The organism is Marinobacter sp. C1S70, from assembly GCF_000475355.1.
In the GTDB taxonomy this organism is placed as follows: domain Bacteria; phylum Pseudomonadota; class Gammaproteobacteria; order Pseudomonadales; family Oleiphilaceae; genus Marinobacter; species Marinobacter nauticus.
Map to the genome: position 1 here is coordinate 42,820 of NZ_AXBW01000023.1, position 26,759 is coordinate 69,578.

Annotated in this window: 24 protein-coding genes and 1 tRNA gene; 13 read left to right on the plus strand and 12 right to left on the minus strand. The window is 55.9% G+C overall.

The window, feature by feature from the left end:
* Positions 1-5: 5 nt before the first annotated feature.
* Positions 6-908, minus strand: a complete 903-nt coding sequence (locus tag Q669_RS07690; RefSeq protein WP_036149189.1) for a helix-turn-helix transcriptional regulator — start codon at positions 906-908, stop codon at positions 6-8.
* A 245-nt stretch (positions 909-1,153) separates the two neighbouring features.
* Between Q669_RS07690 and Q669_RS07695 the strand changes: the two genes are divergently transcribed.
* The 8 genes from Q669_RS07695 to Q669_RS07730 all read left to right on the plus strand — a co-directional run bounded on the left by Q669_RS07695 (position 1,154) and on the right by Q669_RS07730 (position 9,405).
* The gene (locus Q669_RS07695) at positions 1,154-2,437 is read left to right on the plus strand and encodes an MFS transporter (protein ID WP_022991835.1); all 1,284 of its coding nucleotides are present in this window, start codon (positions 1,154-1,156) and stop codon (positions 2,435-2,437) included.
* A gap of 162 nt (positions 2,438-2,599) precedes the next feature.
* Positions 2,600-3,025, plus strand: a complete 426-nt coding sequence (locus tag Q669_RS07700; protein WP_011783693.1) for a MarR family transcriptional regulator — start codon at positions 2,600-2,602, stop codon at positions 3,023-3,025.
* A gap of 3 nt (positions 3,026-3,028) precedes the next feature.
* Entirely contained in the window at positions 3,029-4,420 is a 1,392-nt protein-coding gene (locus Q669_RS07705; protein WP_022991836.1) for a DHA2 family efflux MFS transporter permease subunit, read from the plus strand.
* Between the two features lie 229 nt (positions 4,421-4,649).
* Positions 4,650-5,219, plus strand: coding sequence for a TMEM165/GDT1 family protein (locus Q669_RS07710; RefSeq protein WP_011783695.1), 570 nt, complete (start codon positions 4,650-4,652; stop codon positions 5,217-5,219).
* 52 nt (positions 5,220-5,271) lie between these two features.
* Positions 5,272-6,321, plus strand: coding sequence for a L,D-transpeptidase family protein (locus Q669_RS07715; protein WP_022991837.1), 1,050 nt, complete (start codon positions 5,272-5,274; stop codon positions 6,319-6,321).
* A gap of 24 nt (positions 6,322-6,345) precedes the next feature.
* Entirely contained in the window at positions 6,346-7,098 is a 753-nt protein-coding gene (locus Q669_RS07720) for an SDR family oxidoreductase (protein ID WP_022991838.1), read from the plus strand.
* Between the two features lie 21 nt (positions 7,099-7,119).
* Complete coding sequence (locus Q669_RS07725) at positions 7,120-8,586, plus strand: NfeD family protein (protein ID WP_036149182.1); 1,467 nt, start codon at positions 7,120-7,122, stop codon at positions 8,584-8,586.
* Between the two features lie 27 nt (positions 8,587-8,613).
* Positions 8,614-9,405, plus strand: a complete 792-nt coding sequence (locus Q669_RS07730) for a slipin family protein (protein WP_014420098.1) — start codon at positions 8,614-8,616, stop codon at positions 9,403-9,405.
* A 66-nt stretch (positions 9,406-9,471) separates the two neighbouring features.
* Here Q669_RS07730 and Q669_RS07735 read toward each other — a convergent pair whose 3' ends face one another.
* The 3 genes from Q669_RS07735 to Q669_RS07745 form a co-directional block, all read right to left on the minus strand.
* The gene (locus Q669_RS07735; protein WP_011783700.1) at positions 9,472-9,753 is read right to left on the minus strand and encodes an Lpp/OprI family alanine-zipper lipoprotein; all 282 of its coding nucleotides are present in this window, start codon (positions 9,751-9,753) and stop codon (positions 9,472-9,474) included.
* 212 nt (positions 9,754-9,965) lie between these two features.
* The gene (locus Q669_RS07740; protein WP_022991840.1) at positions 9,966-10,523 is read right to left on the minus strand and encodes a L,D-transpeptidase family protein; all 558 of its coding nucleotides are present in this window, start codon (positions 10,521-10,523) and stop codon (positions 9,966-9,968) included.
* A 119-nt stretch (positions 10,524-10,642) separates the two neighbouring features.
* Positions 10,643-12,355 carry a potassium/proton antiporter gene (locus Q669_RS07745; protein ID WP_022991841.1) on the minus strand — a complete coding sequence of 571 codons (1,713 nt, stop codon included), beginning with the start codon at positions 12,353-12,355 and terminating at the stop codon, positions 10,643-10,645.
* A gap of 72 nt (positions 12,356-12,427) precedes the next feature.
* Between Q669_RS07745 and Q669_RS07750 the strand changes: the two genes are divergently transcribed.
* The 3 genes from Q669_RS07750 (at position 12,428) to Q669_RS07760 (ending at position 14,310) form a co-directional block, all read left to right on the plus strand.
* A tRNA-Gly gene (locus tag Q669_RS07750) sits at positions 12,428-12,501 on the plus strand.
* A 174-nt stretch (positions 12,502-12,675) separates the two neighbouring features.
* The gene (locus Q669_RS07755; RefSeq protein ID WP_022991842.1) at positions 12,676-13,980 is read left to right on the plus strand and encodes a tyrosine-type recombinase/integrase; all 1,305 of its coding nucleotides are present in this window, start codon (positions 12,676-12,678) and stop codon (positions 13,978-13,980) included.
* Positions 13,981-14,091: 111 nt separating this feature from the next.
* Complete coding sequence (locus Q669_RS07760; RefSeq protein ID WP_022991843.1) at positions 14,092-14,310, plus strand: helix-turn-helix transcriptional regulator; 219 nt, start codon at positions 14,092-14,094, stop codon at positions 14,308-14,310.
* A 67-nt stretch (positions 14,311-14,377) separates the two neighbouring features.
* Here the strand turns inward: Q669_RS07760 and Q669_RS07765 are convergent, their stop codons facing one another.
* The 6 genes from Q669_RS07765 to Q669_RS07790 all read right to left on the minus strand — a co-directional run bounded on the left by Q669_RS07765 (position 14,378) and on the right by Q669_RS07790 (position 23,347).
* On the minus strand, positions 14,378-15,097 hold the full coding sequence (locus Q669_RS07765; protein ID WP_022991844.1) for a M48 family metallopeptidase: 720 nt from the start codon (positions 15,095-15,097) through the stop codon (positions 14,378-14,380).
* Complete coding sequence (locus Q669_RS07770) at positions 15,094-18,207, minus strand: type I restriction endonuclease subunit R (protein ID WP_036149195.1); 3,114 nt, start codon at positions 18,205-18,207, stop codon at positions 15,094-15,096. Before Q669_RS07770 ends, Q669_RS07765 begins: the two co-directional genes overlap by 4 nt.
* Before the next feature lie 89 nt (positions 18,208-18,296).
* A complete protein-coding gene (locus tag Q669_RS07775) occupies positions 18,297-18,791 on the minus strand; it encodes a hypothetical protein (RefSeq protein ID WP_022991846.1) in 495 nt (164 codons plus the stop codon).
* On the minus strand, positions 18,766-19,857 hold the full coding sequence (locus Q669_RS07780; protein WP_022991847.1) for a helix-turn-helix domain-containing protein: 1,092 nt from the start codon (positions 19,855-19,857) through the stop codon (positions 18,766-18,768). Before Q669_RS07780 ends, Q669_RS07775 begins: the two co-directional genes overlap by 26 nt.
* 504 nt (positions 19,858-20,361) lie before the next feature.
* Positions 20,362-21,630 carry a restriction endonuclease subunit S gene (locus tag Q669_RS19060; RefSeq protein WP_022991849.1) on the minus strand — a complete coding sequence of 423 codons (1,269 nt, stop codon included), beginning with the start codon at positions 21,628-21,630 and terminating at the stop codon, positions 20,362-20,364.
* Positions 21,623-23,347 (minus strand): type I restriction-modification system subunit M, encoded by a 1,725-nt coding sequence (locus Q669_RS07790; RefSeq protein ID WP_022991850.1) that lies wholly within the window; start codon positions 23,345-23,347, stop codon positions 21,623-21,625. Before Q669_RS07790 ends, Q669_RS19060 begins: the two co-directional genes overlap by 8 nt.
* 1,102 nt (positions 23,348-24,449) lie before the next feature.
* Here Q669_RS07790 and Q669_RS07800 point away from each other — a divergent pair.
* Both Q669_RS07800 and Q669_RS07810 read left to right on the plus strand, forming a co-directional pair.
* Positions 24,450-25,340 (plus strand): integrase domain-containing protein, encoded by an 891-nt coding sequence (locus tag Q669_RS07800; protein WP_022991852.1) that lies wholly within the window; start codon positions 24,450-24,452, stop codon positions 25,338-25,340.
* A 392-nt stretch (positions 25,341-25,732) separates the two neighbouring features.
* Positions 25,733-25,975, plus strand: coding sequence for an antitoxin Xre/MbcA/ParS toxin-binding domain-containing protein (locus tag Q669_RS07810; protein WP_022991854.1), 243 nt, complete (start codon positions 25,733-25,735; stop codon positions 25,973-25,975).
* Positions 25,976-26,042: 67 nt separating this feature from the next.
* Here Q669_RS07810 and Q669_RS07815 read toward each other — a convergent pair whose 3' ends face one another.
* Both Q669_RS07815 and Q669_RS07820 read right to left on the minus strand, forming a co-directional pair.
* Positions 26,043-26,258, minus strand: coding sequence for a hypothetical protein (locus Q669_RS07815; RefSeq protein ID WP_022991855.1), 216 nt, complete (start codon positions 26,256-26,258; stop codon positions 26,043-26,045).
* Between the two features lie 13 nt (positions 26,259-26,271).
* A complete protein-coding gene (locus Q669_RS07820; protein WP_022991856.1) occupies positions 26,272-26,526 on the minus strand; it encodes a hypothetical protein in 255 nt (84 codons plus the stop codon).
* Positions 26,527-26,759: the final 233 nt, after the last annotated feature.

Sequence of the window (26,759 nt, forward strand, 5' to 3'; positions counted from 1 at the left end):
CCAGTCTAGCAGAGACCGGCCACCGCCTTGAGTGCCCGTTCGCGTTTGCTGCCAAAACCGAGCTGGTCCGGGTTGGCCAGTTCGAGCTGCTGAACCAATGGGTCTGGGTGGCTGTTTTCGTAGGTGATGCCCAGTCGGGACAGCACATAGGGTGCCAGGGCTGCTCGGGTTTCGATGTGCAGCAGGCCATTGGTCATGCCGTAGTCGCGGGCGATGATCTTCTGCTGGGCTTCGGTCAGGCGCTGGTCCGGGGTGATCTCCAGTGTCACCTGCCGCTGCCAGTCGTCATCCTGCTGGGCGTTGTGCCGGGCTTTCTGACGCAGGGCTTCAATACGGCCGTGGAAGCGACTCAGGGCAAAATCCCGGAATTCCCGGTTGGCGCTGCACCAGGCCCGAACGTGCCAGCTGTTGCCGGAACAGACCAGGGCGTGGGGTTCCAGCACACTTTCGGCGGCTTCCGGGCGACTCAGTGACACGTAGCTCGCCTTCAGCTGGCGATGATAACGGGTAGCGGTCACCACGGCCCGCATGACTTCCGGGTCTATATGGCGGGCGGCCTCGGGGATGACGGCGTTGCCGGGCAGGCCCAGCTCGAGATCGGAGAAAGTATCGCTCAGGTTCTGCTGACGGGCCAGAAGATCCTGATACTCGGAGACGGCGCCCCGGGTAACCACCGGCTTGAAATTGGCAGACGGGACATAGCCTTTCAGATGCCGGTCGTAGACCAGGTTGCCCGGAGCCAGTTCACGAAGATAAGTATTGATGTCCTTGGAAGCCTGCTGTCGACCGATACCAAAGCTGTGACAGATATGGTTGGTGGTCAGCCGACCCTCCCACAGGGCGATAATCTCGATCAGGCGATAGCGAAGCAGTAAATCCCAACGAATGGGCCAGTCCGTTTTCTTCATAACCAGGCGCTCACGGTCCAGTAGATTGCATGGCAAATATGTTACCTGCTCCCGCCAATCGGGTCTGTTACGACCCATTAATGTAAAACATTGTCAAATGGCCTGCCAGTGCGGGTTCCGGGTCTCGGCAACTCCCTAGTGGCGCGGCCATGAAGAGGTTGGTTAAATGCTCGCCAGCAGACAACCTATAATGTTGCTATCTTTTCTTTTTGTTACCCACTGTAATCGTGACAGGCAGAGTTCCGATGACCCGAATGGTTGCGTCTTTATCAGCGCTGATTCTCAGTATTGTCCTTCTGGTCAGTGGCAACGCCTTTCTGATGACCCTGTTGGGCATTCGCCTGAGTATTGAAGAGGTCTCGCCAGACGTGATCGGCTGGGTGCTGGTGTGCTACTCCATCGGGTTTGTGCTTGGCACCCTGTATGTGCACAAGATTATTGGCCGGGTGGGCCATATCCGGGCCTTTGCGGTGTTCGCAGCCATGGCGGCGGTCACCGCCCTGATGTATCCGATGGCTATTTCCATGGTGTTCTGGGCCGTGCTGCGGGTGCTGTCCGGCTTCAGCATTGCCGGGGTGCTGGTGGTCATTGAGAGCTGGTTTTCCAGTCGGGCCACCAACGCCAATCGCGGCGCACTCTTCGCGGTCTATCAGATTGTCTTCTATCTTTCGGCTGCCGGCGGCCAGTTGATTGTCAATGTCGGTGACCCGGCCAACTTCCTGCCGTTCTCGCTGGCGGCCATGTTGCTGACGCTGGCATTGATTCCGTTGTCTTTGACCCGGATGGAGGCGCCGGTTATTGAACAGGCCAGCCGCATGTCGGTGTTCAAGCTGGCGCGCGAATCGTTTTCGGGCGTTGCCGGGGCGCTGATCTGTGGGGTGATGATCGGTGGCTTCTATGCCCTTGGGCCGGTTTACGCCACGCTGGTTGGCCTGGATGTGGCGCGCACCTCTACCTTTATGGCCAGCGCGATTGTGGCGGCCATGCTTCTGGCCTGGCCGCTGGGACGGCTGTGCGACCGTTTTGACCGGCGCAGGGTCATGTTCTGGGTGGCGGTGGCCGCGTCGGCTTCCGCGGGCGGTGTGGCGGTGCTTGGCGCCGGCAACCTGGCCTTACTCACGCTTTTGGTAGGGCTGTTCACCGGCCTGTCGGCCACTATCTATCCGATTGCCGTGGCGATCACCAACGACCGTATGGACAGCAACCGGATAGTCTCGGCCAGTGCGACCTTGCTGCTGAGTTACGGTATTGGCAGTGTCATCGGCCCCATTGCCATGGCAGAGCTGATCAGCCTGTTGGGTCCGGCCGGTCTGTTCTATGGCAATGCCGGTTTCCTTCTGGTGTTGGCGGTGATTACCAGCTACCGCATCAGCCACACCGAAGATGTTCCGGTGGAAGAGCAGGAGCATTTCGTTCCGGCCATGCCGGAAACCTCACCGGTGCTGACCGAGATGGATCCCCGGAACACCGAGTTTCACGAGTCACCGGAAGTGGAAGAAATGCAGGAGGAGCTGCGTCAGGCCGGTTGACGCAGCTTTCGGTTTTCCCCAATTATATTTTTGTCTTCACATCTGTTTTTATTTCAATGGTTAGCTTACTATTGGTGAATTTCCAATAAGGTAAGTCTTTTGTCGGTTTTCGGGGTGGCGTTTGCTTGTCCCATGCCGGATCACCATCAGGAGTAATGAACCATGAGAGATCAGTTTCCGTTTGCCGTTGCCCGGGTAACCCGCCGCTGGCGCAAAATGCTCGATGAACGCCTGAAAGATCTGGGTGTTACCCAGGCGCGTTGGAGCACCATGGTGTATCTGCAGCAAGGTGGTGAAGGCCTGACCCAGCGTGAACTGGCCAGCCTGATGGCCATTGAAAACCCGACCCTGGTACGTTTGCTGGACAGCCTCGAGCAACAGGGGCTGATTGAGCGCCGCCCATGCCCCAACGATCGTCGCGCCCGTCGCCTTCACCTGACCAAGGCCGGTGTCGAGTTCATGGATGAGTTGTCAGAGCGAGCGGCCACGCTCCGCGAGGAGATGCTTGACGGCATTTCCGACAAAGACATTGAGGCATCGCTCAAGGTTTTCCACAAGATCATGGAAAACGCCGAGAAGCAGAAGTGAGCCTTGGCTGATCAATCCGTAGAGGGCCTGCGGGCCCGATATGGTGACCGCTGGCGCTGGCTGGCGGTGCTTACCGTGGTGCTCGGCACCATGGCCACGGTGCTCAGTGCCACGGTGGTCAACGTTGCCCTGCACGATATCATGGTGGAGTTCGGTATCCGCCAGGGCCAGGTTCACTGGCTGGCGACCGGTTTCATTGCCGCCATGACCACCACCATGCTGGCTTCGGCGTGGCTGCTGGACCGCTTCGGTGTCCGCAAGACCCTCAGTGCCGCCATGGCCATGTTCACGCTGATTTCCCTTGCCGGTGGCTTCGCGCCCACGCCGGAATTGTTGATTGCCGCCCGGATTGGGCAAGGGGCCATGGCCGGGTTGATGCAGCCCATGGGCATGTATCTGGTGTTCCGGATTTTTCCGGCTGACCAGCGCGGCCGCGCCATGGGCATCTATGGTATGGGTGTGATTCTTGCGCCGGCTCTGGGTCCGGTCCTCGGTGGTTTTCTGGTGGATCAGTTCCACTGGCGCTGGGTCATGTTTGCTCCGGCTCCGGTCACCCTGCTGGGTGTGTGGATGGCCTTGCGCTTTCTGCCGTCACCACGGTCCCGTCCGGCTCCCTACATGTTCGATCTGTCCGGTATGGTTCTGCTGGGTGCTGCGGTTGCGGTCACCCTGGAAACGCTTAACCGTCTGCAGGACTGGCCCGGCGACTCTGTGCGTATTGCCTGGCAGGGCGCGTTGGCTGCGAGTCTGATTACTGGATTTATCGTACGTGAACGCCGCACAGCCCATCCGCTTATCCGGCTGGCGTTGCTGCGGGAGCCGGTTTTTCTGTATGCAACCCTGGGCGCCATGGCACTGGGCCTGGCGCTGTTCGGTTCCACTTACCTGATCCCCCTATTCGTACAGACTTCCCTGGGCTTCTCGGCCACGGAGGCGGGCGTGCTGATGTTACCGGCAGGTATTGTGCTGGGGATGGTGTTCCCCGTGGCTGGCAGGCTTGCCGACAAACGCAGTGCCCGGGGGCTGGTGCTGTTTGGTATTGCCATGTTTGCCTGCTCGGCTGTGTTGTTCGCCGTCACCGGGGCGCTGGTCGGGTTTGTCTGGCTGGCATTGTGGGCAGTTGTGGGCCGAATCGGTATAGGCTTTATGTTGCCGGCGCTGTCGACGGGCGCTCTGAACCCGCTCGCGCCGGAACAGCTGGGTGCAGGTTCCAGTACGATCAATTTCGCCCGTCAGCTGGGGGGTGCGCTCGGGGTGAATATCGTTGCCCTCACCATTGAGTTCGGCGAACACGAAGGCGGGCTGCCAACCGTTTCAGCCTTTGCCTCGGCCTGGTGGCTGGTTGCGGTATGCGTGGCGCTGGCGGCGGTGCCGATCTGGAAAATGCGGGCCTGAGGCCGGGAGTTGCCTTGTTTGCCGCTATTCATTACTATGGCCGCACCTTCGGGGGAGTAGCCTCTGCACCGGTGATCCGGGCAGACGGTGGTCAACATACTTGCAGCTCAATCTGCATGGCCATCGTGTTCCTGAACAGGAATTGGCAAGACCTGAGGCAGATCACCTCCAATGGGCGGAAGGTGGGCTGTCTCATGTCTGAATTGTCTCCGCCCTGAGGTTCTGCTGAATGGATGCTTTTCTCGCTTCGACGCTTGCCGTTGCCATCGCTGAAATTGGCGATAAAACCCAGCTGTTGTCTCTCTTTCTGGTTGCCAGATACGCCAAACGTACCCCTATCATCCTCGGGATTCTGATTGCTACCGTGCTTAACCATGCCCTGTCCGCCTGGCTGGGCGCCTGGGTTGCGCAATGGATTCCGGAGGCCTGGCTGCCCTGGATCCTGGCCGTCAGCTTTGTTGCCATTGCCCTGTGGCTGTTGATTCCAGACAAGGATGATTCGGAGGACTCGAAATTCCTGGGTATGGGTGCCTTCATGGCCACGACCATCATGTTCTTCCTGGCGGAAATTGGTGATAAAACCCAGATTGCCACGGTGGTCCTGGCCGCACGGTATACCGACACGTTCTGGGTTATCATGGGTACAACGGTGGGTATGCTGTTGGCCAATGTGCCGGTTATCATGGCGGGTCGCTGGCTGATGGAACGCCTGCCGCTGGCCATGGCGCGAATCAGTGCGAGTATTCTGTTTGTGGCCTTGGCCGTGGTGACGGTCTGGGCCACGGTAATGAACTCCTGAGCCGGACGCCGGTCATTGAGTGTGAGAAATGTTGTTACGGGAACCCAATCTTATGCGGTGGAAAAGCTGGTTGCTTGTTGTCATTGGTGTCAGTCTGCTGTGGCCGTTTTCCTCAGTGCAGGCCGCCCGGGACACAAACGGGCCGGAGGCATCAGAACGGGCGCCGGACCGCTCCCCGCGGGTTCCTACCTTTCAGCCCGACGGTGACCTGGCGGGAGAGCTGCAGGTGTTCAATACCGTCTATGAGGACACCTTTGCCGGCATTGGTAACAAGTTGGCCCTGGGGTACCTGGAGTTGGTGAAGGCCAATCCCGGTATTGATCCCTGGCTGCCGGGCGAAGGCACCATGATCACTCTGCCCCGCATGTATGTGTTGCCCGATGTTGAGCGCGAGGGCATCGTGATTAATCTGGCTGAATACCGGCTGTATTACTTCACACCGGATGGCGGGGTGCAGGTGTACCCGGTTGGTGTGGGCACTGAGGAAAACCCGTCGCCGCTGACCAATGCCAAAGTAACCATGCCACTGGAGTCCCCGGCCTGGTACCCGCCAGCGAGCATTCGTGCCGAATATGAGGCGTCGGGAGACTATCTGCCGAAAATGATCCCGCCCGGCCCGGGCAATCCCCTGGGTACTCATGCCCTGATGCTGAGTGAGAAAGGCTACCTCATTCACGGCACCAACAAACAGTTCGGTGTTGGTATGCCGGTCAGTCACGGCTGTTTCCGCATGTACAACGAAGATATTTCACGGTTTGTCTATCAGGTGGAGAAAGGCACGCCGGTACAGGTGATTCGTGAGCCGGTCAAGATCGGCATGTCCGGTGGTGAGGTGTGGCTGGAAGTGCATCGGCCCCATGAGGACTATTCGGCCCGCGACCGGGAGCGCCTGTGGGCTCAGGTATTTGAAAAAGTAGAGAGCTTCCGCCAGCAGCATCCGGATGTGGATCTTCGCCGCCGTTCCATTGAGCTGGCGGTGGATCAGGCCGATGGTCTGCCCACCATGATCGGCGAGAAGCTGACCCGGATGGCATCCGAGGATTCGGTTGAACCGGCAGAATCCGAGAAACAGGGCAAGCCGGAACAGACCCTGTATTTCTAGTCCCCCTGGTAAAGGAACACCGCAATGAGCAGGAGCATTCTGATCACCGGCGCCAGTTCTGGCCTTGGCGAGGGCATGGCCCGAGAGTTTGCCGCCCGCGGAGATAACCTGGCGCTCTGCGCCCGAAGAACTGAGCGGCTCGAGGTGCTGAAAGCGGAGCTTGAACAGCAGTATCCGGGTATCCGGATTCAGGTGATGGCACTCGACGTGAATGATCATGTTCAGGTGCAGGAGGTGTTCCGGGCTTTTCAGGCGCACTTTGGAGCACTGGACCGGATTATTGTGAATGCCGGTATCGGTAAGGGCCAGCCACTCGGAACCGGGCGCTTTGATGCTAACCGGCAGACCGCAGAAACCAACTTTGTCGCCGCCCTCGCCCAGATTGAAGCGGCGATGGAAATTTTCAGGGAACAGAACCAGGGCCACCTGGTGGCCGTATCATCGGTAACGGCAGTGCGCGGTATGCCGGGCAACGTTACCACCTATGCCGCCACCAAGGCCGGGTTGGCAGCACTCTGTGAAGGACTGCGCATCGAGTTGAAAAAACGCCGGTCCCCGATCCGTGTGACTACCCTGTATCCGGGCTATATTCGCACTGAAATCAATGAGAAGGTGAAAAACACACCGTTCATCGTCGACGCACAAACCGGCTGTCGTGCTATGGTGAAAGCCATAGAAGCCGGAAAAGCCGAGCATTTTGTGCCCGCCTGGCCCTGGGCCCCGATCGGTTTTGTGCTCAGGCGGTTACCGGAGTCGGTTCTGGCAAAGCTGTTCTGATCACTCCCGTGGGAGGTTGAGATGCGTGCAAGCCACTTCAGGACATCGACACTCACCCCCAGAGTAAAGCTCTGGGCGCTGGTGTTTGTAGCCGGAGCCTTGCTGGCCCTGTTCAGTCTTTCCCTGAAAGTCTTTGCGCAACAGGAATCGCCCCGTCAGGCCCTGGTGCTTTCGGTTGAAGGTGCGATTGGCCCGGCCACCATGGATTATGTGACCCGCGGTATTCGCCGGGCGGAGCGGGAAAGCGCCGGCCTGGTGGTGATTGAAATGGACACCCCGGGCGGTTTGATGGATTCCATGCGGGAAATCATCAAGACCATTCTCGCTTCCGATGTGCCGGTGGCGACCTACGTTTCACCCCAGGGTGCCCGGGCGGCCAGTGCCGGTACCTATATCCTCTACGGCAGCCACATTGCCGCCATGGCTCCGGCCACCAACCTTGGCTCAGCCACACCCGTGCAAATGGTTGGCCTGCCCGGCTCCACAAAACCTGAGTCCCCTTCTGAATCCGCCCCTGAAGAATCTTCGGAGGACACCGACCAGAGCGAATCGGCCGACAAACGTCGTGGCGACACTGCTATGGAGCGCAAGGTACTGGAAGATGCCGTGAGCTACATCCGCGGCTTGGCCGAGCGCCATGGCCGTAATGCCGACTGGGCGGAAGAGGCGGTTCGGGAGGCGGTCAATCTCGGGGCTACCGAAGCCTTGGAGCGTAACGTGGTGGACGTGGTGGTACCAAACCTCCGGGCGTTGTTAAGCGAGATTGATGGTCGCACTGTGCGCTTGGCCGCCGGTGATCGGGTGCTGGAAACCTCGCAACTGGAATTGGTGCGGGCCGAGCCGGACTGGCGCACCAAACTGCTGTCGGTGATTACTGACCCGAATGTGGCCTATTTCCTGATGATCATCGGCTTTTACGGCATTCTTTTCGAACTGGCCAATCCCGGCGCCGTAGTGCCTGGGGTGATTGGCGCAATCAGTCTGATTCTGGCCCTGTTCGCCTTCCAGGTATTGTCGGTGAATTACGCGGGCCTGGCGCTGATCCTGTTGGGGCTGGCGTTCATTGTCGGCGAGGCGTTCGTGCCCAGTTTCGGCATCCTCGGCATCGGTGGCATTGTGGCGTTTGTCACCGGCTCGGTCATTTTGATGGACGGCAGCCATCAGGACATTTCGCTGCCGACGATTGGTGGCACGGCGGTGGTGGCTGGGGGCTTTATTCTCTGGACGGTTACCCGGTTCATCGGCCTTCGGCGGCGCCACCCGGTCTCGGGTAGTGAGCAGCTGGTCCACGAACACGGTGTGGCACTGGATGATTTTGTCCCCACGTATGATGCCTTCGCGGGCCATGTACGGGTCAGCGGCGAACGCTGGAACGCCCGGAGTCAGGAGGCCATTGCCGCCCGATCGCAAGTGCGGGTAAATGGTATGGACGGCCTGACCCTGCTAGTGGAGCCCGGCACCGACGAACCGGCAGAGCGCACAGATTAAACATCAACGGCAAATCAAGGAGGCCGTATGAATCTCGGTGACATTATTCCCTATATTGCACCGACGGTGGTGCTGCTGCTGATCCTGGGGTCAGCAATCAAGATCCTGCCGGAATACGAGCGTGGCGTGGTCTTTTTTCTGGGTCGGTTCCAGGGCGTGAAAGGCCCGGGCTTGATCATCGTCATTCCCGGTATCCAGCAGATTGTGCGAGTTGACCTTCGGGTGATCACCCTGGATGTCCCGAGCCAGGACGTGATATCCAAAGACAACGTTACCGTGCGGGTAAATGCGGTGCTGTACTTCCGGGTGGTGGATCCGGAAAAAGCCATCATCCGGGTTGAAGATTATGGTGCCGCTACCAGCCAGTTGGCCCAGACAACACTGCGATCTGTTCTGGGCAAGCACGACCTGGACGAGATGTTATCCGAACGGGACAAGCTGAACGCCGACATTCAGGAGATCATCGATGCCCAGACCGAAGAGTGGGGTATCAAGGTGGCGAATGTGGAAATCAAACATGTGGATCTGAACGAATCCATGATCCGCGCCATCGCCCGTCAGGCGGAAGCCGAGCGGGAGCGCCGGGCCAAGGTCATTCACGCTGAAGGCGAGCTTCAGGCGTCGAAGAAACTGGTGGAAGCGGCTGAGGTGATGTCTGTGAACTCCGGTGCCATGCAATTGCGTTATCTGCAAACGCTGGCGGACATGAGCAACAACAACTCCTCGACCATTGTGTTCCCGTTGCCGATGGATCTGGTCAAGACCTTCATTCAGAACCAGGGGCCGGACAAGGCTGGGCAGGAAGAGCCGAAACCCTAATACCAAAGGGTTCTGCAGACATAAAAAAAGGCCGGATTAACCGGCCTTTTTTGCTAGCTGACAGCCTTACTTCTGGCTGGCACGCTCGAGCATACGCTTGGCGCGCTCGTTTGCTTCGTCAGCAGCTTTCTGGGCTGCACGGGCTGCAGCCAGAGCTTCTTCAGCAGTCTGCTGGGCAGTGCGTGCACTGCTGGCGGCGCTGTTAGCTGTGTTCAGGGCGTTGTTGGCAGTCTGCTCAGCGGAGCTGGCAGTTGCATTTGCTTCGTCGATAGCAGCTTGTTCAGTAGTGGCACAACCTGCAGTCAGAGCAGTAGCCAGTGCAAACCCGGCGATCGTCAGTTTACGCATTGTAAATCCCCTTATTGGTCGTTTTATTTCCTGTGATCCGGAAGCCGGTCAGACAGCTCCCTTCTGCTAGGCCCGATAGGCAGTGACTACCGGAGTCGTTAAACAGTGTAAAACACTCAGAGACAAAATGTTAACTAAGGATACGTAAATTTTCTTAGCTTATGACAACAACTTAATCCGGCTTTCATGGCGTTGTCACCAAGCAGAAAGAATCACGGAACGATGCGGATGGGGGTTCCATTCTGGACCAGTTGCCAGATTTCATCCATGGCTTCGTTGCTCACTGCAATGCAGCCATTGGTCCAGTCCAGCCCGGTGTAGGCAAAGGCCATGTCGCCGGCATTGTTGGGCAGGCCATGGATCATGATGCTGCCGCCGGGATCAAGACCCCAGGCTTCAGCCAGTTCCCGGTCGCGGGGGCTGGGGTAGGAAATGTGGATGGATTTATAGAAGTCGCTGCTGGCATTGCGCCAGTCCAGTACATAGTCACCCTCGGGTGTGCGTTCATCCCCCTCGTACAGCTTGTGGCCGACGGGATTGTCGCCGAGGGAGATCCGGTACTGGCGTACGGTTTCATCACCGCTGAGCAGGTAAAGGCGACGTTCTCCTTTGTTGACCAGTACCTGGGTAATCTCCAGCAGGCCTTCCATTAACGCCGGTTCCGGTGGGCTCGGCATCATGCGGGTGTCGGCCCGGGCCAGAAGCTCAGAGGCTGACGCCAGCAGAGGGGAGGCAATCAGGGCGATGGTCAGTAGAACTCGAACAATCATGAAACTCGCACAAATCGGTAAATGGTTAAACTTTGTTCATGCCGTTTATACCATAGCCTGGTAACGGGGTGATAAGGGGTTCTGTTACAGAGTTTGGCTTTTCTTGACCGGGATCCCATTCAGGAATCCATTTTCATGCCTACTTTGGTCACCCGGTCAGCGTCGGTGGCCCTGGCGACCAGGGTAACGGGCCCCAGCACAACCTTGTCACCAACCACCGGGTGGCCCTTGGTACGCCTGGCAAAACACTCAGCCAGGGAGAGTTCGGGCGGCAGCTCGTCAAATTCGATGCCGTACACCTGTTCAACATCCCCCAGCAGGGCATCGCCATTGAGCACAAAATCCCCAAAGAATGCCCGTTCTGCCAGATGCTTCGGCGCCTGCCTGCCGCTAAGGGCCTTGCCAAGATCCGGCAGCAAGGCTGGAGTGGCAAACATGGCCACCACATCGCCTGAGGCAACTTCCAGTTCCCGGGTCGGTTGCAGGCATTTGCGATCCCGGAAGATACCGGCAACGGCGGTATTGTCGGGTAGCCTGAGCTGGCCGAGGGCCCGGGGGCTTTCCCAATTCTTGCCGCGCAGCGGAAACAGCATCAGTTCGTGATCACCTGCGGCAGGCACATCCAGAGGTAGCCTGCGGTACGGATCTTCCCCTGCAGGCACCTCCAGTTTCAGTTTGCGCGCCAGTGGTGCCATGGTGGTGCCCTGTACCAGCAGCGATACCAGCACAATAAAGAAGGCGGCATGGAATACCAGCTGGGCATCCGGGAGGTCTGCAATAATCGGAAACAGGGCGAGCACGATCGGCACTGCGCCACGCAGGCCCACCCAACTGATAAACCCCAACTCCCGCCGATTGAACGCGAAAGGCCAAAGCGTGAGTAGCACGGTGGCCGGCCGGATCACGAAAATCAGCGCCAGTGCCAGAATCAGACCGCCACCGGCCAGCGGCACCAGATCCGATGGATTAACCAGCAGGCCCAGCATCAGGAACAGGCAAAGCTGCGCCAGCCAGGCCAGACCATCATGCACCTGAAGAATCATCGGCATCATCCGAACATGCCGGTTACCAATCACCACCCCGGTGAGGTAAATCGCCAGAAAACCACTGCCGCCGATGGCATTGGTGGCGGAGAACACGGCGATGCCGGCAGCGGCTACCAACAACGGGTAAAGCGACGGGGTCAGTCGTATCCGGTTGACCAGCTGAACCACGGCAAAGCCACCAAGGAGGCCGGCCACAGTGCCGATGCCGAACTGCTGTACCAGCATCATCAGGCCTTTGGCCAATGCCCCCTCTTTGTAACTGCCAATCAGGGTAACCAGCAGCAGAGTCAGGAAAATGGCCATGGGGTCGTTACTGCCGGACTCGATTTCCAGCGTGGCGCTGACCCGCTCGTTCAGATGCAGGCCCCGGCCCTGGAGCAGTGAGAATACGGCGGCAGCATCAGTGGAGGAAATGATGGCGCCGACCAGCAACGCCATCAGCCAGTGCAGGTCGAACACCCACCAGGCAACCAGTGCGGCGCCACCGGCGGTCAGGCCAACGCCGAGGGTGGCCAGCACCAGCGCCGGCCGCAGTCCCACCCGGAACGTTTCCACCCGGGTACGCATGCCGCCATCCAGCAGAATCACACCCAGCGCCAGATTGGCGATCAGGAAGGCCAGCTCGAAGTTGTCGAATTCGATGCCACCCGGGCCGTCCTCCCCCATCATCATGCCCACGACCAGGAAGATCAGCAGCACGGGCATGCCGACTCGGCTGGAAAGCGGGCTGAGAACGATGCTGATCACCAGCATCAAGGCGCCGATCAGGGTAAGTGTGGGATCCATCAGACTCCAGACCAAAGGGGCTTGCCCGAACGCAGGGCCCGGGCTTATATTGCTGTGGCAATCATTATGCAGGCGGGCGTAGCTCAATGGTAGAGCAGAGGCTTCCCAAGCCTACGACGTGGGTTCGATTCCCATCGCCCGCTCCAAACCGATACCCGCACACATCCTGATACCTCCTTAAAACTCCGTTTTTTCAATCGCTTAAGTAAGCTTAATGTCTTTATACGCCCGTGTATATCCTTGTACCTCGGGGCCCGTTGTGTATAGCGGCTTGTATGGTAGTTTCAATGGCGAACTAAGCTATACAAACGGAAACCGGAATGAAGCGCAAAGAAATCAAGCGAACCCCGCTGGCTGAGACAGTCCTGCGGAGCCTGGAGCCTGATGAGAAACTCTACAGGGTCAAAGATGGGCCGAACCAGCTGCATTTTACCGTGGCTGCTAATGGCTCTAAGCGCTGGGAGGTCAGATTTAAAAGGCCTGATGGTAAGTGGAGCTGGCTGGGTGTTGGTGGTTACCCGGCTGTTAGCGCCAAGTTTGCCCGAAAACAGGCCGATCTCATTCAGGCACAGGTATCGGACGGGAAGGACCCTCGGGAAGTTCGCCGTGCTGAGGAAGCAGCCAAAAAGGCGTTAATTGAACATCCCTTCTCGGAGTCTTGTGAATACTGGTACAACAAGAAACTCGATGATGGTTATGCCAAAAGTACTGCCAAACAGATGCGTGGATATCTGGACAATGACATCCTGCCTGAACTTGGAAACATTCCGATCAAGCAGATTACGCCAAAACAGTGTGCCGACCTGCAGCACAAGATCGAGCTCAGCCAGAGCTTCGATAAAAGCAAGAAGGTTCGTCAGGCGCTGAACCAGATCTTCCGTTACGCCATCGGGCGCGGAATCTGCGAGACCAATCCCGCGTCTGAACTAAGGTATATCGCCAAGCGAAGAGGTGGAAAAACTCCTTTCCCTCATTTATTAGAGCCTGAGCTGCCAGATTTTCTGAGAGCCGTGGAATCCTCCACCTCCCGGATACAGACCGTGATTGCTATGAAAATGACGCTTTTCACAGCATCTCGTCCTGGGATGGTCGTCAAGGCGGAGTGGACGCATGTAAATCTGGATCTGGCGTTGTGGGTTGTGCCCGAGGGGAATATGAAAAACAGGACTCAGCACATTGTTCCCCTTCCGGTTCAACTCGTGGCTTTGCTGAAAAAACTCAAAGAAATGACCGGTCGGTCCCGGTACCTGTTTCCAAGTATCGGGCCAAAGAATCCGACCATGCCCACAGATTCGATTAACAAGATGCTACGGGGCATCGGTTATAAGGGGCGATTGACCGGCCACGGTTCGCGGCACACCGCTTCTACCCTTCTGCATGAGCATGGCTGGCACCATTACCACATTGAAGCCCAGCTCTCTCACAAGATGCCGGGTGTTGCCGGTGTCTATAACCAAGCCGCGTATCTGGAGGCCCGCCGGGTGATGATGCAATGGTATGCCGATTATCTGGACGCGCTAAGGAAAGGGTTGACTGAAAAGCAGAAAAAGAAATTTGAGCAGCGTGTTGTCGAGGCAATGATCCGGTATCGGCCGGTCGAACCCGGCCAACAGGTTGCTGCTTGAAAATCGGCTCACCCGGGTCTTATTTCAAATTTATTGAAATTAGACGCCACACGGCCACCGAATCCGGCAATAGTATAGGTGTCGTTCTTAACAAATTCAGGAGCGGCACCTATGGCCAAGAAAATCCAGAAAATCCTTATCCGCCAGAAAACCTTGATGGAAATGCTCGATCTCTCCAGCAGTGGGTTCTATGAGCTGAAGAAGCGTGATCCCACCTTTCCTAGGCCGATCAAGGATGGCAGTTCTCAGCAGGCTCCAGCCTTTTATGTGTATGAGGAGGTTCGTTGCTGGCTGATTGACCGGATTACAGCTCGGGATGAAAAGCGTTGATTGAGTTCGCTTTGGATAGTCACACCTCTCTTGGGTTGTATCAGTGTCGAAGTTCGACAGGCAAATGCTACATCAGGAGCTTGGCCGCATGAGTTCGTAACCAATCCCTGCGTTTAGGGTAATCCGGCATGACCCGCGCCATCTCCCGCCAGAACTCCGGGGAATGGTCATGGCGTATCAGGTGGCAGAGTTCGTGAACCACCACGTAATCCACCATCCGGTTAGGTGCCATCATGATCTGCCAGTTAAATTCCAGCTTGCCCTTGGCGGTGCAGCTACCCCAGCGAGATTTGAAGGTTCGGATTCCCACTCCGGCAGGCTCCACACCAACCACGGGCGCGAAGCGGTTAACTTTCTCGGTCAGCTTCTGTTCTGCTTGCCGTTTGTACCAGCGCACAAGGGAGTTGCGGACCATGTGGGGTTGTTCGGTGCCGTTGGGGACGGTGACCACCAAGCGCCCGTTCAATAGCTTCACAGGCGCGAAGTTGCCTGTTTCTACCTTCAGCCGGTAGTTGCGCCCCAGATAGCTGAAGGCTTCGCCAGACACATAGCGTTTGCTGCTGGCGGGGGTCATTTCCCGGTGCAGAGTGATCTTTTCTTTGATCCAGCGGCGTTTGGCTGCCAGTAACTGGTCGATCTTTTCGGCAGGGGTGTTCACGGGCACCACCACAGACACGGCACCGTCTTCCACCCGAATATCCGCAGACTTGCGGCGGTTGGTGCGGATGATCTCGGCAATGAAGCCGTGACCATCCCTATATTCTGGTTTGTGTGCAGCTGCCATCATTTGAACTTGTTCTGTGCCAGTTCCATGAACCGATCCTGAACCACGTTCACCAAGGCTTTCTCGCCAAACGAACAGTCCAGAACGGCCCGTTTGATTTCTTTCTTCATTCGCTTCACTTCGTCCGGTTTACTGAAGAAATCCACAATCTGGGTGGCTTCATCGAACATGCCTACCAAGTCCTGGCTGGTTGCCTTGATTTCGTCGTGTACGGCTTCGCTGATGGCATCTTCACCGGCATGGCTGGTGACTTCTGCCATCAGGATGTTGTAGAAGGCGAACTCGGTTTCACTCAGCCCCAGATCGTCCGCCGCCTGTTTGTGTTCGGACTCCATGCTATCGACCATCTGAAGCAGCAGTTCCAGCTGCTGGTCCCACTTGCCCGCAGTCTTTTCGATAATGTCACGCAGTCGAAGGCTCAGGGACTTGTAGTATTCCGGGTCTTCGTCCAGGTTCACCGTAATGTGGTGTTTGATGGCGCTTTCGATTTCGGAGGCGCGGGATTCGGGGGATTTGATCTGCTCCACGCTCTCCTTGAAGTTCGCTGCCATCAGGTCCACGGGTGGAATCTTCGGGTCTACCCCGGTGCTGATGATGTGTTCGTCCACCAGCTGGCGGACTTTCGCCCCAGCATCGCTAATGTTCAGTCCGGGGTCACGGTAGCGGTTACGGGCGGCGTTCTGCACCTTACCCCACAACTTCAGGTCCGGAATGAACGGCTTGGCGGCGGTGTCCGGCAGGATCACCTCCATCTGCTTGGCGAACTTCCTGAACGCCAGTTCGAACTGCTGGCGGGTGTCTTCATCTTTCAGGTGCAGCACGTAATCATCCACGTCTGTACCTTTCACCTCGGCAAAGATGGCAGCCACACGGGTGTGAGCCGATTTCAGGCGCGGTATCTCGTCTTTCAGGGTGTGGTAGGCGCCTTCCACGTCCTCACTGCTGAACTGCTTCAGCGCGTCGGTCAGGTAGTCTGACAGCCCGTAGTAATCCACCACGTAACCGCAGGCTTTACCTTTATAGGTTCGATTCACCCGTGCGATTGCCTGCATCAAGGTATGGTCTTTCAGGCTCCGATCGATATACATCACCTGTGCAATGGGCGCATCGAAGCCAGTCAGCAACATATCCTTCACGATCAGGAAGCTGGTGGGGTCTTCATCCATCGGTTTGGTGAAGTTCCTGATTACCTGCTTTTGGTGCGCACTGTCGGCGTACTTGCTGAGGTATGCCGGGTCGTTGTGAGTGCCGGAAATGATCACTTCGGACGGGGGCGCTTCCAGCTCGTCCAGGGTCTTTTTGAATACCGTGGCTGCATGGCGGCTGCCCACCACTATCATGGCTTTGAAGCCGTTGGGCTGAATCTTTTCCCGGTAATGCTTGAGCAGGTCGATACACACCCAGCGAATGCGGGCGGGGGCTTCCCGTACAGCGCGCTCCACACCGTATTTTTTCTTGATTTCCCGCTTTTCGTCGTCGCTTTTGTCTTTGAAGTATTCTTCAAACAGCGCGTCCAGCGAATCACCCACCACATCGCTCTGAACCTGGCGACCTTCGTAGATGATGCGTACCGTGGCACCGTCATCCACCGCTTCGTTGATTTTGTACTTGTCGATGTAGCCGCCGAAGGCCTTGTCCATCTTCTGGGACTTCAGCAGGGGCGTGCCGGTAAAACCGATCTTCGGGGCGTTGGGCAGGGCGGCGTTGATGGTCATTGCCAGCCCGCCAAACTGGGTGCGGTGAGCTTCGTCCGCCAGCACAATGATCTTGTCGCTGGGGTTCAGGTCGGAAAAGTCACCTTCCTGTTCCGCTTCCTGAAACTTCTGCACCATGGCGGTCACAATGTCGGAAGAATCCTTGGACAGCAGTTCCTTCAGTTCCGCCACGGAACCAGCGTTGTAGATGGTTTCGTTTTGAGCATCCCGGAAGGTTTTGGACAGTTGCCCGTCCAGTTGGGTGCGGTCGGTCACGAACACCAGTTTGTACTGCTTCAACTTCGGGTCACGGCGCATCTTTACCGCCAGCATGACCATGGTCAGGGACTTTCCGGACCCTTGGGTATGCCAGACTACCCCGGACTTTTCCTTGCGCGTGGTGCCGTTCTTGAGCCGCTCTATGACCTTGTTCACTGCCCGGTACTGCTGATACCGCGCCACCTTTTTGATCAGGCGACCATCTACTGGCTCAAACAGGGTGAAGTTCTGCATCAGGTCCAGGAAGCTGGCTGGGTTGAACATGCCAGCAAGCAACCGCTGTTGTGGGGTGACTTCGCCTGAACGGGTTCCGGCACCTGAAGCGATCTGTTTCGCGGCAACCAGATACTCTGGTGAGGGCACGTCACCGGTCTTGTGGATGGGTGCAGTCGAGCCGGTGGAGATGAAGTCAGACTGCTGAAGCATCGCCCGGATATCCGCATCAGTAAATGGGTAAGCGTCCTTCCAGTCCCCGTAATGCTGGGCGCTAGAACTGATCGTGCCCACCTTCGCCTGATCCCGACAGGTAGACACCATAAGCTGGTTGTACCAGAACAGCTTCTGGGCACCTTCGTCGTCTTCCGGGTTGCGGAGGTTGGCGTAACGGCGTAGCTGGTTAATCCCTTCGGCTACTGCGTCGGCAATATACGGCGATTTGCACTCAATCACCGCCAGCGGCAAGCCGTTCACGAAGCAGACGATATCCGGGATGATGTTCTGGTTGAGGCCTTCAACCTTGAATTGATTGGTACACAGGAATTCGTTGTTTTCAGGGTTATCGAAGTCGATAACCTTGACCGTCTGCCCCTTGCGACCGGCACCCAGGTCCTGTTCCACCGACAGGTAGTTCACCAGCAGGTCGTAAATGGACTGATTGTATTCCATCAAGCCCGCATGATTGGGGTGAGTGAACTCGCGGATGACTTTGCGCAGGTTCTCGTCACTGATCCATGGGTTCAGCCGGACCACGGCAGCTTCCAGCCGTTTGGACAGCACCACATCCCGGTAGTAGCCCCGTTCACCTGACTCTGAACCTGCGGCTGTCGGCACCAACGCCGATCCCGGTAAATAATTCCAGCCAAGGCCTGTTAGTTGTTCGATGGCGGGCAGTTCAACCTTTTCGACTTCATCCTGAAACAAGGAAAGCTCCCTGGTAAGCATGTGCCTGCTGCGAGAGGCAACTAATTGGTATTAACCTAGATTAGCAGTTTGAAGGGAGAAATTGGATGTCAGCCGGCGCGCCATCGGGCCAGGCGCTTATCACATTCGTCCTCAGGCAAGCGGGCCCCGGCCTTGAGCATGGCCGTTAATGCGGTGAACAGCTCTGTGGGTGGTAGAACCCGGTGGTGTTCCAGTTCATCCAATATCCAGAGCACGCCTCGAACATCCAACGAGGCGCGTCGGCCAGATTTCCGAAGGGCCCCATCATTAGTCAGCAAAGTCCAGCCCCGCGCCCTGGCCATGAAGTAGCAGGACACATCCGCCAGCGAGGAGTTATTCAGCGTCTGCTTTAGACCAAACAACTCCAGGGTTTCATCACTGCTGATCGCTTCGATGACGAGCCCCATGTCTTGCAGTTGCGCCCCGGGTGGTTTCCGAAGCTCCCGCCATACAAAATCCGTGGTGACGAACTGGTGTGGCAACTGAAAGACTTTTTCCAGCAGGTTACTGTGGTGCAGGTCGATCCAGATGTTGGTATCAGAAACGAGAATCTTCGTGGGCATCGGCGCCGTCACCTGCTTGTCCGTTAGCCATCACATCCTCGATCTCTCCCAGACCGACACCCAGTAATTCCGCCGCTCTGGATGGAGTTACAAGCCCCTCAGCCAGCGCCCGGTAAACGAGTTGGCGCAGACGGTAGGAATTTTCCGAATCCAGGGATTCTGGCTCGTTCTTTCGATAACCACGGGACGACCAGAAGCGGAAAGTACTCTGATAGAACCCCTGTTGAACGATATCCAGGTCATAGAGACGCCTCAGCAAAGCCTGAATGGAAATGCCCCATTCTTCTTTCGCCAGAAGGAACTCCTTCAGCAGTACCCGGCTCCGATGGTTGCCAAAAGTCGCCCGAACCTGGCTAGCAGGAAATAGAAACGCACCGGCAAAACGGTGGCACCAGTTTTCTTCTTCGCGAGTGCTATGAATGTCATTGGGAATGTTCATCACCAGATGACCGAGTTCGTGGGCCAGATTGAACCGTTGCCGTTCTCCCGGGCGAGAGGTGTTGCTGACGATAACTGCATCAGCGCCGTCATTGACCACCGCGCACAAACCATCGAACTTCTCATGGGCTTCAAGACCGACAACCTTGATGCCATTTTCTTCCAGAGTCTCGGTGAGGTTGGCAATCGGATTTGTTCCCAGGTGCCAAGCTTTCCGCAGGTCTTCGGCTGCCTTTTCGATCTCGTCGGTGTTCGACACCCGAAAATGTTCCCGCCACTGGGCGAAACCGTTGTCGTCATTTTCGTTATCAAACAGACGTTCGGCGGCCAGGTAGCGCTCCAGGTGCTCTCGAACCTGTTCTTTAACCGCTTCCTGCTGCTTCTTACCGAACGCTGAATGCTTTCGAAAATCCACCTCGCCCAGTTCTACGGAATCCGAGCGGAAGAAGTATTCAGGATTCACGCCCAGCACATCCGCTAGCTGAATCAAGCGAGTTGAATTGGGCGCATCCTTACCCTGCTCATATTTCGACAGAGCCTGTTTGGTAATGTCTCCAATCTGGTCAGCGACCTGTTGCAGGGACATATTTTTCAGGACTCGTGCACGACGCAACCGATCATGCAACATGGCTCTCTTCCTTAATGTTGACAACTATTGGTTGACGATTTTAGTTTAAGCTTGACGAGTGTCAACCTAGTAGGTAGATTGGTTACACAAACACACAAGATGTAGTGTTTTTCGCCTCAAACTTGAATTGGCGGAGTAGCAGGAGAGTCTGAAGGGCTTTCTCTGGAAAGATTCCCGGCCCGGGTGGGGGCCCGAACCGGGAGGACGCAAAAGAGCAGGACTCAGCATGGCGGCCCTGTTCTCTTGGCAGGTTGCAATCGCATATTGCGCACGAAAGAGTAGACCTCACCGCGCAGCACGTCAACTTTGCGAAGTTTCCAAGGCCGTGATTATTACAGGAGATGATCCCATGGCTCGCAAAGACGACTATGAGATTATTTTCCGCCCTTACATCCGTAAGAACGGAAAGATCATCCGCCCGAAGAAGGGCAAGGTCTTTCCGATCAAGGTTCGTAAGAAGCGGTGATTGAATGGCGGGGGCGATTGCCTCCGCCATTTTTACTTTTACGCGACGGCACTTTCTTGCTCGCCGAGTTTAACTCTAACCTTGCCGGTTAGCAGGTCTTGCATGAGGGCACGTTTAAGGCTTTGGCGTAAAGACAATTGCATCGATTTGCTGTCAATCTCATCGTCCAAGGCACTCAGCGCATCCGCAATCCTTATTTGTTCTTCTCGTGGAGGGATTGGCAACTTTATTCTCTTGAAGCTATCAAAGTACAGCCGTAATCGGTCTCCCGTCAGACCTTGTGAATAGCGACGTAGCAACTGTATTACCGCTGGACTTTTGAGTAGGTAGCCGAGGAAGTCGGAGTGGATTCGCTCCGACGGGCGACACACAACATAAGCTGGGCTAACCAAGCAGTTCGTTGGTGCGATTCCTGATGCTCCTTGCCACATGCGCATCATGTTGTAGGCCAAATCTCCCTGCTTAGCGAGTCGGTTCTCACTGGCGTCAAGACCAGAAGTGACTCGTCTATCAACTGTATCCCTTAGCACCATCCCACCGTCCATGAGAACCGAATAGATTGGCAAACCTTCAAGTCCACGAGTTCTTCTCTCAGAGAGGAAGCTACCCACTTCTAAAACTTCCCAAGTCACCGGAATCTTTCCCACCGGCGAATCACTAAACTCCGTATGCGGAACGCCGCCCGATCCAATCCCTTTGGTCAATAACTCCTGCATCATGCCGGTTTTCAGGTCTTTCAGCTTGTCGATCTGTGCGCGTGTTTTTTCGATCACGTCATCGACGGATGACAGGATGGCTGCGATTTTTTGTTGTTCCGAAAGAGGAGGGAATGATATAGGAATCGCCATTAAGCTAAGTTTCGATATATTTTTCATCGAATTGCTCGTACCTGTAGCGGCATCAATTATTTGCCTAGCAACATGATCAGACCTCAAGCAATAGCCGAACCACCGTGGATCGAAGTTTTTGTGTATGGTTAGTTGCCATATCCGATCTGGGAGGAATAAGTTTTTATAATCTCTGTCTACAAATCCACTTTGTCCTACCAATGCAGGCGTATTCATTCGGCTGAACAGGATGTGGTCTTTTCTAGGCTGTATCCTTGCCCTCTCTCGGTCAATTGGGAGGATTGCCTTGTTCTCATCAGGGGCGAAGCGACCATCCACCAATGAACTGGTTTTTAATACCCCGCATTCGGCAGCATTAGCTGGTCGATTTTCCGAGTTGACGCTTACTCCACCTTCTGCCGTAACAATTGCATCGCCTATGACGCCACTAAGCCAGTCGCGGGGATAAGTTCTACTCATACCCCAGCTCCTTCAGATACCCCTTCATCACACTCTCAGCTTCAGCCACCTGTGTATCCAGTTCGCTCAACGACACCCGGTACTTGTCCCACCAGCGTTCCAGTTGGGTAATTAACTTGGCATCCACTTGACCCACGGCTTCCCGAATAGCTTCTTTGGTGCCGATCTCCGGTTTGAAGTCGTAGTAGTCCGCATCTCGCTTCACGAACACCGTGGACACATCGAAGTCTTCCAAAATCTCTTCCCGGATGTACTCGCTTTCCACTTCCCGCACCGGAATGCCACCATGCAGAATGGCACGCACGTCGAAGATTTCCGTGGGAGGGCTGGTGTCGGCGTAGCGGCGGATGTTGAGGTTGTAATCGTTTTCGGCGATCTCCGCCAAGCTGACGACTTTTGAATAGCGTTTAATTTCGGCGTAGTCGTCGAAGGTCTGGACGATCTTTTCAATGTCCTGCTGGCGAAGTTTGTTCTGGTTCTTGCCCTCTTCATATTCCAGTTCGCTGTTGATGAACAGCACCTTGCCTTTACGCTCTGCCGGTTTGTTCTTGTTGATGATCAACAGGCAGGCGGGAATGCCTGTGCCATAGAACAGGGCTGCCGGTAGACCCACTACGGCTTCCAGCAGGTCATCGTTCAGAATGCCCTGGCGAATGGCTTTTTCACTGGAACCCCGGAACAGAACACCGTGGGGCATGACTACGCCCATCATGCCTTCTGCGTTCAGGCTGGCAATCATGTGCTGGACGAATGCCAGGTCACCGGCATCCTTGGGCGGCGTGCCGTAGGGAAAGCGACCATAAGAATCGCTGTCGGCTTCTTCCTTACCCCACTTCTTCAAGCTGAAGGGCGGATTGGCAATTACCCGGTCAAAGGTCATCAGTTCCCCGCCTTGGGTATGCTGGGGCTCGCGCAGGGTGTCACCCTTGCGAATGTCCGCGCTGTAGACCCCATGCAGGAACATGTTCATCTTGCAGATTGCCCAGGTATTCAGGTTCATCTCCTGACCGAACAGGGACAAGTTGGAAGGGTTTTCACCGTTGGCAGCCAGATAGTTGCGGGTCTGTACCAGCATACCGCCAGAACCGGCGGTGGGGTCGTAGATACGCATACCGGCATGAGGCTTCAGCAGGGCAACCAGCAGCTGCACCACTTCAGACGGGGTGTAGAACTCACCGCCTTTCTTACCGGCGCTGTCCGCGAACATCTTGATCAGGTATTCGTAGGCGGTGCCCAGCAGGTCCGGACGTTCGAAGTCTTCGTTGCGCAGGCGGTAGCGGCTGAAGTGCGTGAGCAGGTCGCGCAGCTTTTTGTCGGACAGCTTGTTCTTGATGTTGAAGTCGATGGAAACCAGAACCCCTTCCAGAACGGGGTTGTACTCTTCAATGGCTTCGGTGGCGGTGTTCAGTTCAGAGCCAATGTCGTGCTTTAGGTCTTTGATTGCACCCCAGCGGGCAACGGGCGGTATATAGAAGGTCTTGTCGTATTCGTCCTCATCGTCCGCCAGTTCGCGGGCTTGTTCTTCGGTCTTGCCCTTGTCCATGTAGTACCGGACAACGCCTTCCTGTGCTTCTTCAAAAGCGTCTGACAGACGTTTCAGAAACATCATCCCGAAGATGTAGTCCTTGTATTCGGATGCGTCCATGTTGCCACGCAGAATGTCGGCGGCTTCCCATAGGAAGGATTCAAGTTGCTGAAGGGTGATGTTGTGGCTCATTCAATGGGTTCCATCTACTGCAATGAGCATGGGGCGTGTGCCGAACAAGGACGGGCGAAAATCAGTTTGGCCCCATGCGGGTGAAAACGGGTTTGAGTTTATCGGCGTGGGCCTGTGCCGGCAATGTGCATCGCCGGATACCAAGAGCTCATTCGGCCGCAGTGGACTCCAACTGGACTCCAAAGGCACTTAGAGCCGCTTTTTTGTAAGGTCGTGCTGCGGCGCAATTTGCGTAAGTCCATTTCGAGTACACTTCGGGTCCACTTGCCGTGCTCACCTTTCTTGCTAGACCCTTCTTCTTTGGGAGCAAGCCGGGACTCTGGGTGTGGGATATTCTTGAGTTTACGTGGAAAATTCGCGTTTTCACGCGTTGAGCTCTTCAGAGCAATGCGCCAGACTTATCATCAAATCCTCACTTCCATTTTTGGACTACGAGGGGTGCTAGCTGGGCATTTTAAATAATCAGCATTTACAACCGGCTTCGCCGGAGCCAGAAATGATCCCCGTGATCACCCTCCTCAATGGATCTCCGAGATCCAATCCAAAACTGCTGGCCACGCCAGCAACTCCCGCACGAGCGCCTATCAACGCCAACACAAAACCCGATCTGCTAACCACTCAGCAGTGCTGCTGTTTATATAGTGAGATGGATATAGGTAAGAGACTTGCAAACACACTGATATCAGTAAGTTGCAAGCCTAATCAATGACCGATATTTGCGGAAAAGGTCTACGTTAACTCCGCAACTGAGCAACAAGGACCGTTACCAGCGCATCATCGTTGGCTGCTCGCCTCCCCGGTCATCCCACCGCCGTTCGGCAAACCCTCCGTTGCGATATCTCGCTGATTACGAGATGCCGCTCCCCGTGCACGCTGTCGATTCTCGATCTCGTGTTCACGGCCCGCAATCGAGACGCACAAGTGCTGATACACCAGCACGATGGATGCTCCCACCGTCAAGGCCTTCAATGCTTTGGCACAGTCACACTTAATGCGGACTACGGGGCGGAGCATCAGCGTGGGGACCGGCTCTTTGCCCCAGATTCCGCATGGTCGGCCACGCACTCTGTATTCATGATTTTTCAACAGAACGGAGGATGGAATGAGCAACAAATCTGTCAAAAGTGGCCGCCGCTCTGCTGTATTTGTGCGCTACTGCAAACGCTGTGAGATGAACGATGCTAGGAAAATCGATCGGGAATTCATCCTTCAATTCGGGGCCTACATCAAAGCCCGATTGAATGGTGACTACGAGTGGCCTGATGGGGATGTCGATGAGCAAATCAGCGTCGCATACGCACACAATGCCATCAGCACGGTTAACACCGTTATGCGAGCATTTCGGGGTGATGGCCAATTGACAGTGTCGGCCCGGGAACTCCTTGGTGTTTGCAGGCAATCGGTGAGGACCAAAGAGATCCAGGCGGATGTCCTCGATACCAAGCATGCAGTCGATCTTGCAATCGCTGCCGGATTCGTGCGTGGTGCGGCCGTAATTCTGATGGCTCGTGCCTGGGGTATGCGTGTACGGGAATGCGTCATTCAGGACCTTGACCGTATGAAGCGGGAAATCGAGGCTGCTGGAGAGGTGACGATTCTCGAAGGTTGCAAAGGCGGACGGAAATCCAAAGACCGCACCATCAAGGCGAATGAATTTCGAATGGAAGCGTTGCGATATGCCATCGAGGTTCGACCGGAAGGATCCCGAAACCTGTTGTCGAAAACCGACACGGTAAAGTCGTTTTTGCTGAACGACGTAAATCCATGCCGGCAGTTTTTGCAGTCATCCGGAATTCCTCACTTCATGGAACTCAGGGCGGGTTTTGCCCAGGATATCTACGAGGAAGTGATGGGCGGGCCGTCGCCGCTGAAAGAGCCAATTCGAGACAAAATCATGGACCGGCTTGCCAGGGAGGAAGTGGCCAGGCAGCTGGGCCACAACAGAGTGTCAGTAGCCAGTTCTTATGTGGGAGGAACGCGCGATGCAGCTTGACCACATTTTGCGGCGATTGGATTTCAGTGCACTCAGTGAAACGGAGCGGAAACGGTACATCAACCGGATGATCCGGATTGTTTCGGTAATTGAGGCGCAATTCCCTCACGTAACCCGGCCAGAGCAGATTAAGTTGAAAAATTGTCAGTTCTTTCGGAATGTTTGGCTGCCAGCCCATTCGTCGTCTGACGCAACAAAAAGCGAATATATGCGTGCACTTGGACTGATTATCAGAGCGACGGGACGACCAGAAACGTGGATGGGCGCTCTCGGTGTAAAGACAGCGACGGGACAAGGAGGTCGTCCAGGGAAGATTGGTGTTAAGCAGTCGAAAAAGTACTACTGTTAGCAGATTCAGGATCGGATGGAAACGGATTGGAGAGGTCCCCACAATGCCGGTACATGAAAGTGAGACTTCCGGTGGCGACGACCAGGAACTGCTGCAGCTGAAACAGGCAGCCTGGCAGGACGTGCTTGAGCTATTCGATGTAGACGAAGCTGTGGCCCGGGACTGGATAGGGCGCCCCCGGCTGTTTTTGGGCAATGTCGCGCCGGAATGTTTGCTGAAGACTCAAGCGGACATTGTTCGGCTGCAGCGTTATATACAGCAAATCCAGCTGGGCATAGTTCCGTAGATGTGAGAGTTTTTCTTGGCAAAGAGCCCCGGTCATCGAGGGTGTGACCGGGGCGGCTCCATAGTTATTAGTGCAGTGTGGTTGACTCATCCACCAGCAAACGCGCGCCGGTATCGAAATCCAGAGTGGCCAGAAGCCGTTCAGGCTCGTCCGAGTTCTGGTACATATCAATGCTGATCCAGCTGTCGCCGCGGTGCATCTGGACATTGATGTGCAGGTCGCCACAGCCGAACTCGGATGAGAGTGCGGTAGCGAGCTTTTTGGCTTCGGTGATTGATTTCATAAACAATTGACCTCTAGAACCAAGTGTTCGTTTTGATGTCGCCTAGCTGATCCACCGATGACTTTTTGGGTGGAGTTCGCGTGATAGACGATCCTGAGTTGTCGGTGTCATCGCACAGGTTGTCGAGCGTTTCGGTGATAGTGGCGGTGCTGCCGTCGAAACAGGACAAATCCAGTGTCGCTGTGCTCGCTTGGAAGCCATCGAGAGTTTCTGCGACAGCCAGCGCTTCTTTGAGCAATGAACTGATTTGGTCGAGTACGTTCTTCATAGATAAATCTCTTGTGGAATTAGATTTTTGACCGGTCGAATTCCACAATACACGATCACAGTGTTTGACCAAGCAATTGGCTAAGAGCCAACCAACTTGTCGGGGATTAGTTGATTACTACAGGAGTATTGACATGAGTGACGCGCGGGCTGTGGCCGAGCTGAGGGAGCAGGTCTATTGTGAGGTCCTGGAGCTTTTCGAAGACGATAGAGTGAAGTGGACCCCAAATTTTG

What these genes read in the sequence shown, in the direction of transcription:
- Q669_RS07690 (WP_036149189.1), bottom strand. Translation starts at nt 908, where the DNA reads ATGAAGAAAACGGACTGGCCCATTCGTTGGGATTTACTGCTTCGCTAT.
- Q669_RS07695 (WP_022991835.1), top strand. Translation starts at nt 1,154, where the DNA reads ATGACCCGAATGGTTGCGTCTTTATCAGCGCTGATTCTCAGTATTGTC.
- Q669_RS07700 (WP_011783693.1), top strand. Translation starts at nt 2,600, where the DNA reads ATGAGAGATCAGTTTCCGTTTGCCGTTGCCCGGGTAACCCGCCGCTGG.
- Q669_RS07710 (WP_011783695.1), top strand. Translation starts at nt 4,650, where the DNA reads ATGGATGCTTTTCTCGCTTCGACGCTTGCCGTTGCCATCGCTGAAATT.
- Q669_RS07715 (WP_022991837.1), top strand. Translation starts at nt 5,272, where the DNA reads ATGCGGTGGAAAAGCTGGTTGCTTGTTGTCATTGGTGTCAGTCTGCTG.
- Q669_RS07720 (WP_022991838.1), top strand. Translation starts at nt 6,346, where the DNA reads ATGAGCAGGAGCATTCTGATCACCGGCGCCAGTTCTGGCCTTGGCGAG.
- Q669_RS07725 (WP_036149182.1), top strand. Translation starts at nt 7,120, where the DNA reads ATGCGTGCAAGCCACTTCAGGACATCGACACTCACCCCCAGAGTAAAG.
- Q669_RS07730 (WP_014420098.1), top strand. Translation starts at nt 8,614, where the DNA reads ATGAATCTCGGTGACATTATTCCCTATATTGCACCGACGGTGGTGCTG.
- Q669_RS07735 (WP_011783700.1), bottom strand. Translation starts at nt 9,753, where the DNA reads ATGCGTAAACTGACGATCGCCGGGTTTGCACTGGCTACTGCTCTGACT.
- Q669_RS07740 (WP_022991840.1), bottom strand. Translation starts at nt 10,523, where the DNA reads ATGATTGTTCGAGTTCTACTGACCATCGCCCTGATTGCCTCCCCTCTG.
- Q669_RS07745 (WP_022991841.1), bottom strand. Translation starts at nt 12,355, where the DNA reads ATGGATCCCACACTTACCCTGATCGGCGCCTTGATGCTGGTGATCAGC.
- Q669_RS07755 (WP_022991842.1), top strand. Translation starts at nt 12,676, where the DNA reads ATGAAGCGCAAAGAAATCAAGCGAACCCCGCTGGCTGAGACAGTCCTG.
- Q669_RS07760 (WP_022991843.1), top strand. Translation starts at nt 14,092, where the DNA reads ATGGCCAAGAAAATCCAGAAAATCCTTATCCGCCAGAAAACCTTGATG.
- Q669_RS07765 (WP_022991844.1), bottom strand. Translation starts at nt 15,097, where the DNA reads ATGATGGCAGCTGCACACAAACCAGAATATAGGGATGGTCACGGCTTC.
- Q669_RS07775 (WP_022991846.1), bottom strand. Translation starts at nt 18,791, where the DNA reads ATGCCCACGAAGATTCTCGTTTCTGATACCAACATCTGGATCGACCTG.
- Q669_RS07780 (WP_022991847.1), bottom strand. Translation starts at nt 19,857, where the DNA reads ATGTTGCATGATCGGTTGCGTCGTGCACGAGTCCTGAAAAATATGTCC.
- Q669_RS19060 (WP_022991849.1), bottom strand. Translation starts at nt 21,630, where the DNA reads ATGAGTAGAACTTATCCCCGCGACTGGCTTAGTGGCGTCATAGGCGAT.
- Q669_RS07790 (WP_022991850.1), bottom strand. Translation starts at nt 23,347, where the DNA reads ATGAGCCACAACATCACCCTTCAGCAACTTGAATCCTTCCTATGGGAA.
- Q669_RS07800 (WP_022991852.1), top strand. Translation starts at nt 24,450, where the DNA reads ATGAGCAACAAATCTGTCAAAAGTGGCCGCCGCTCTGCTGTATTTGTG.
- Q669_RS07810 (WP_022991854.1), top strand. Translation starts at nt 25,733, where the DNA reads ATGCCGGTACATGAAAGTGAGACTTCCGGTGGCGACGACCAGGAACTG.
- Q669_RS07815 (WP_022991855.1), bottom strand. Translation starts at nt 26,258, where the DNA reads ATGAAATCAATCACCGAAGCCAAAAAGCTCGCTACCGCACTCTCATCC.
- Q669_RS07820 (WP_022991856.1), bottom strand. Translation starts at nt 26,526, where the DNA reads ATGAAGAACGTACTCGACCAAATCAGTTCATTGCTCAAAGAAGCGCTG.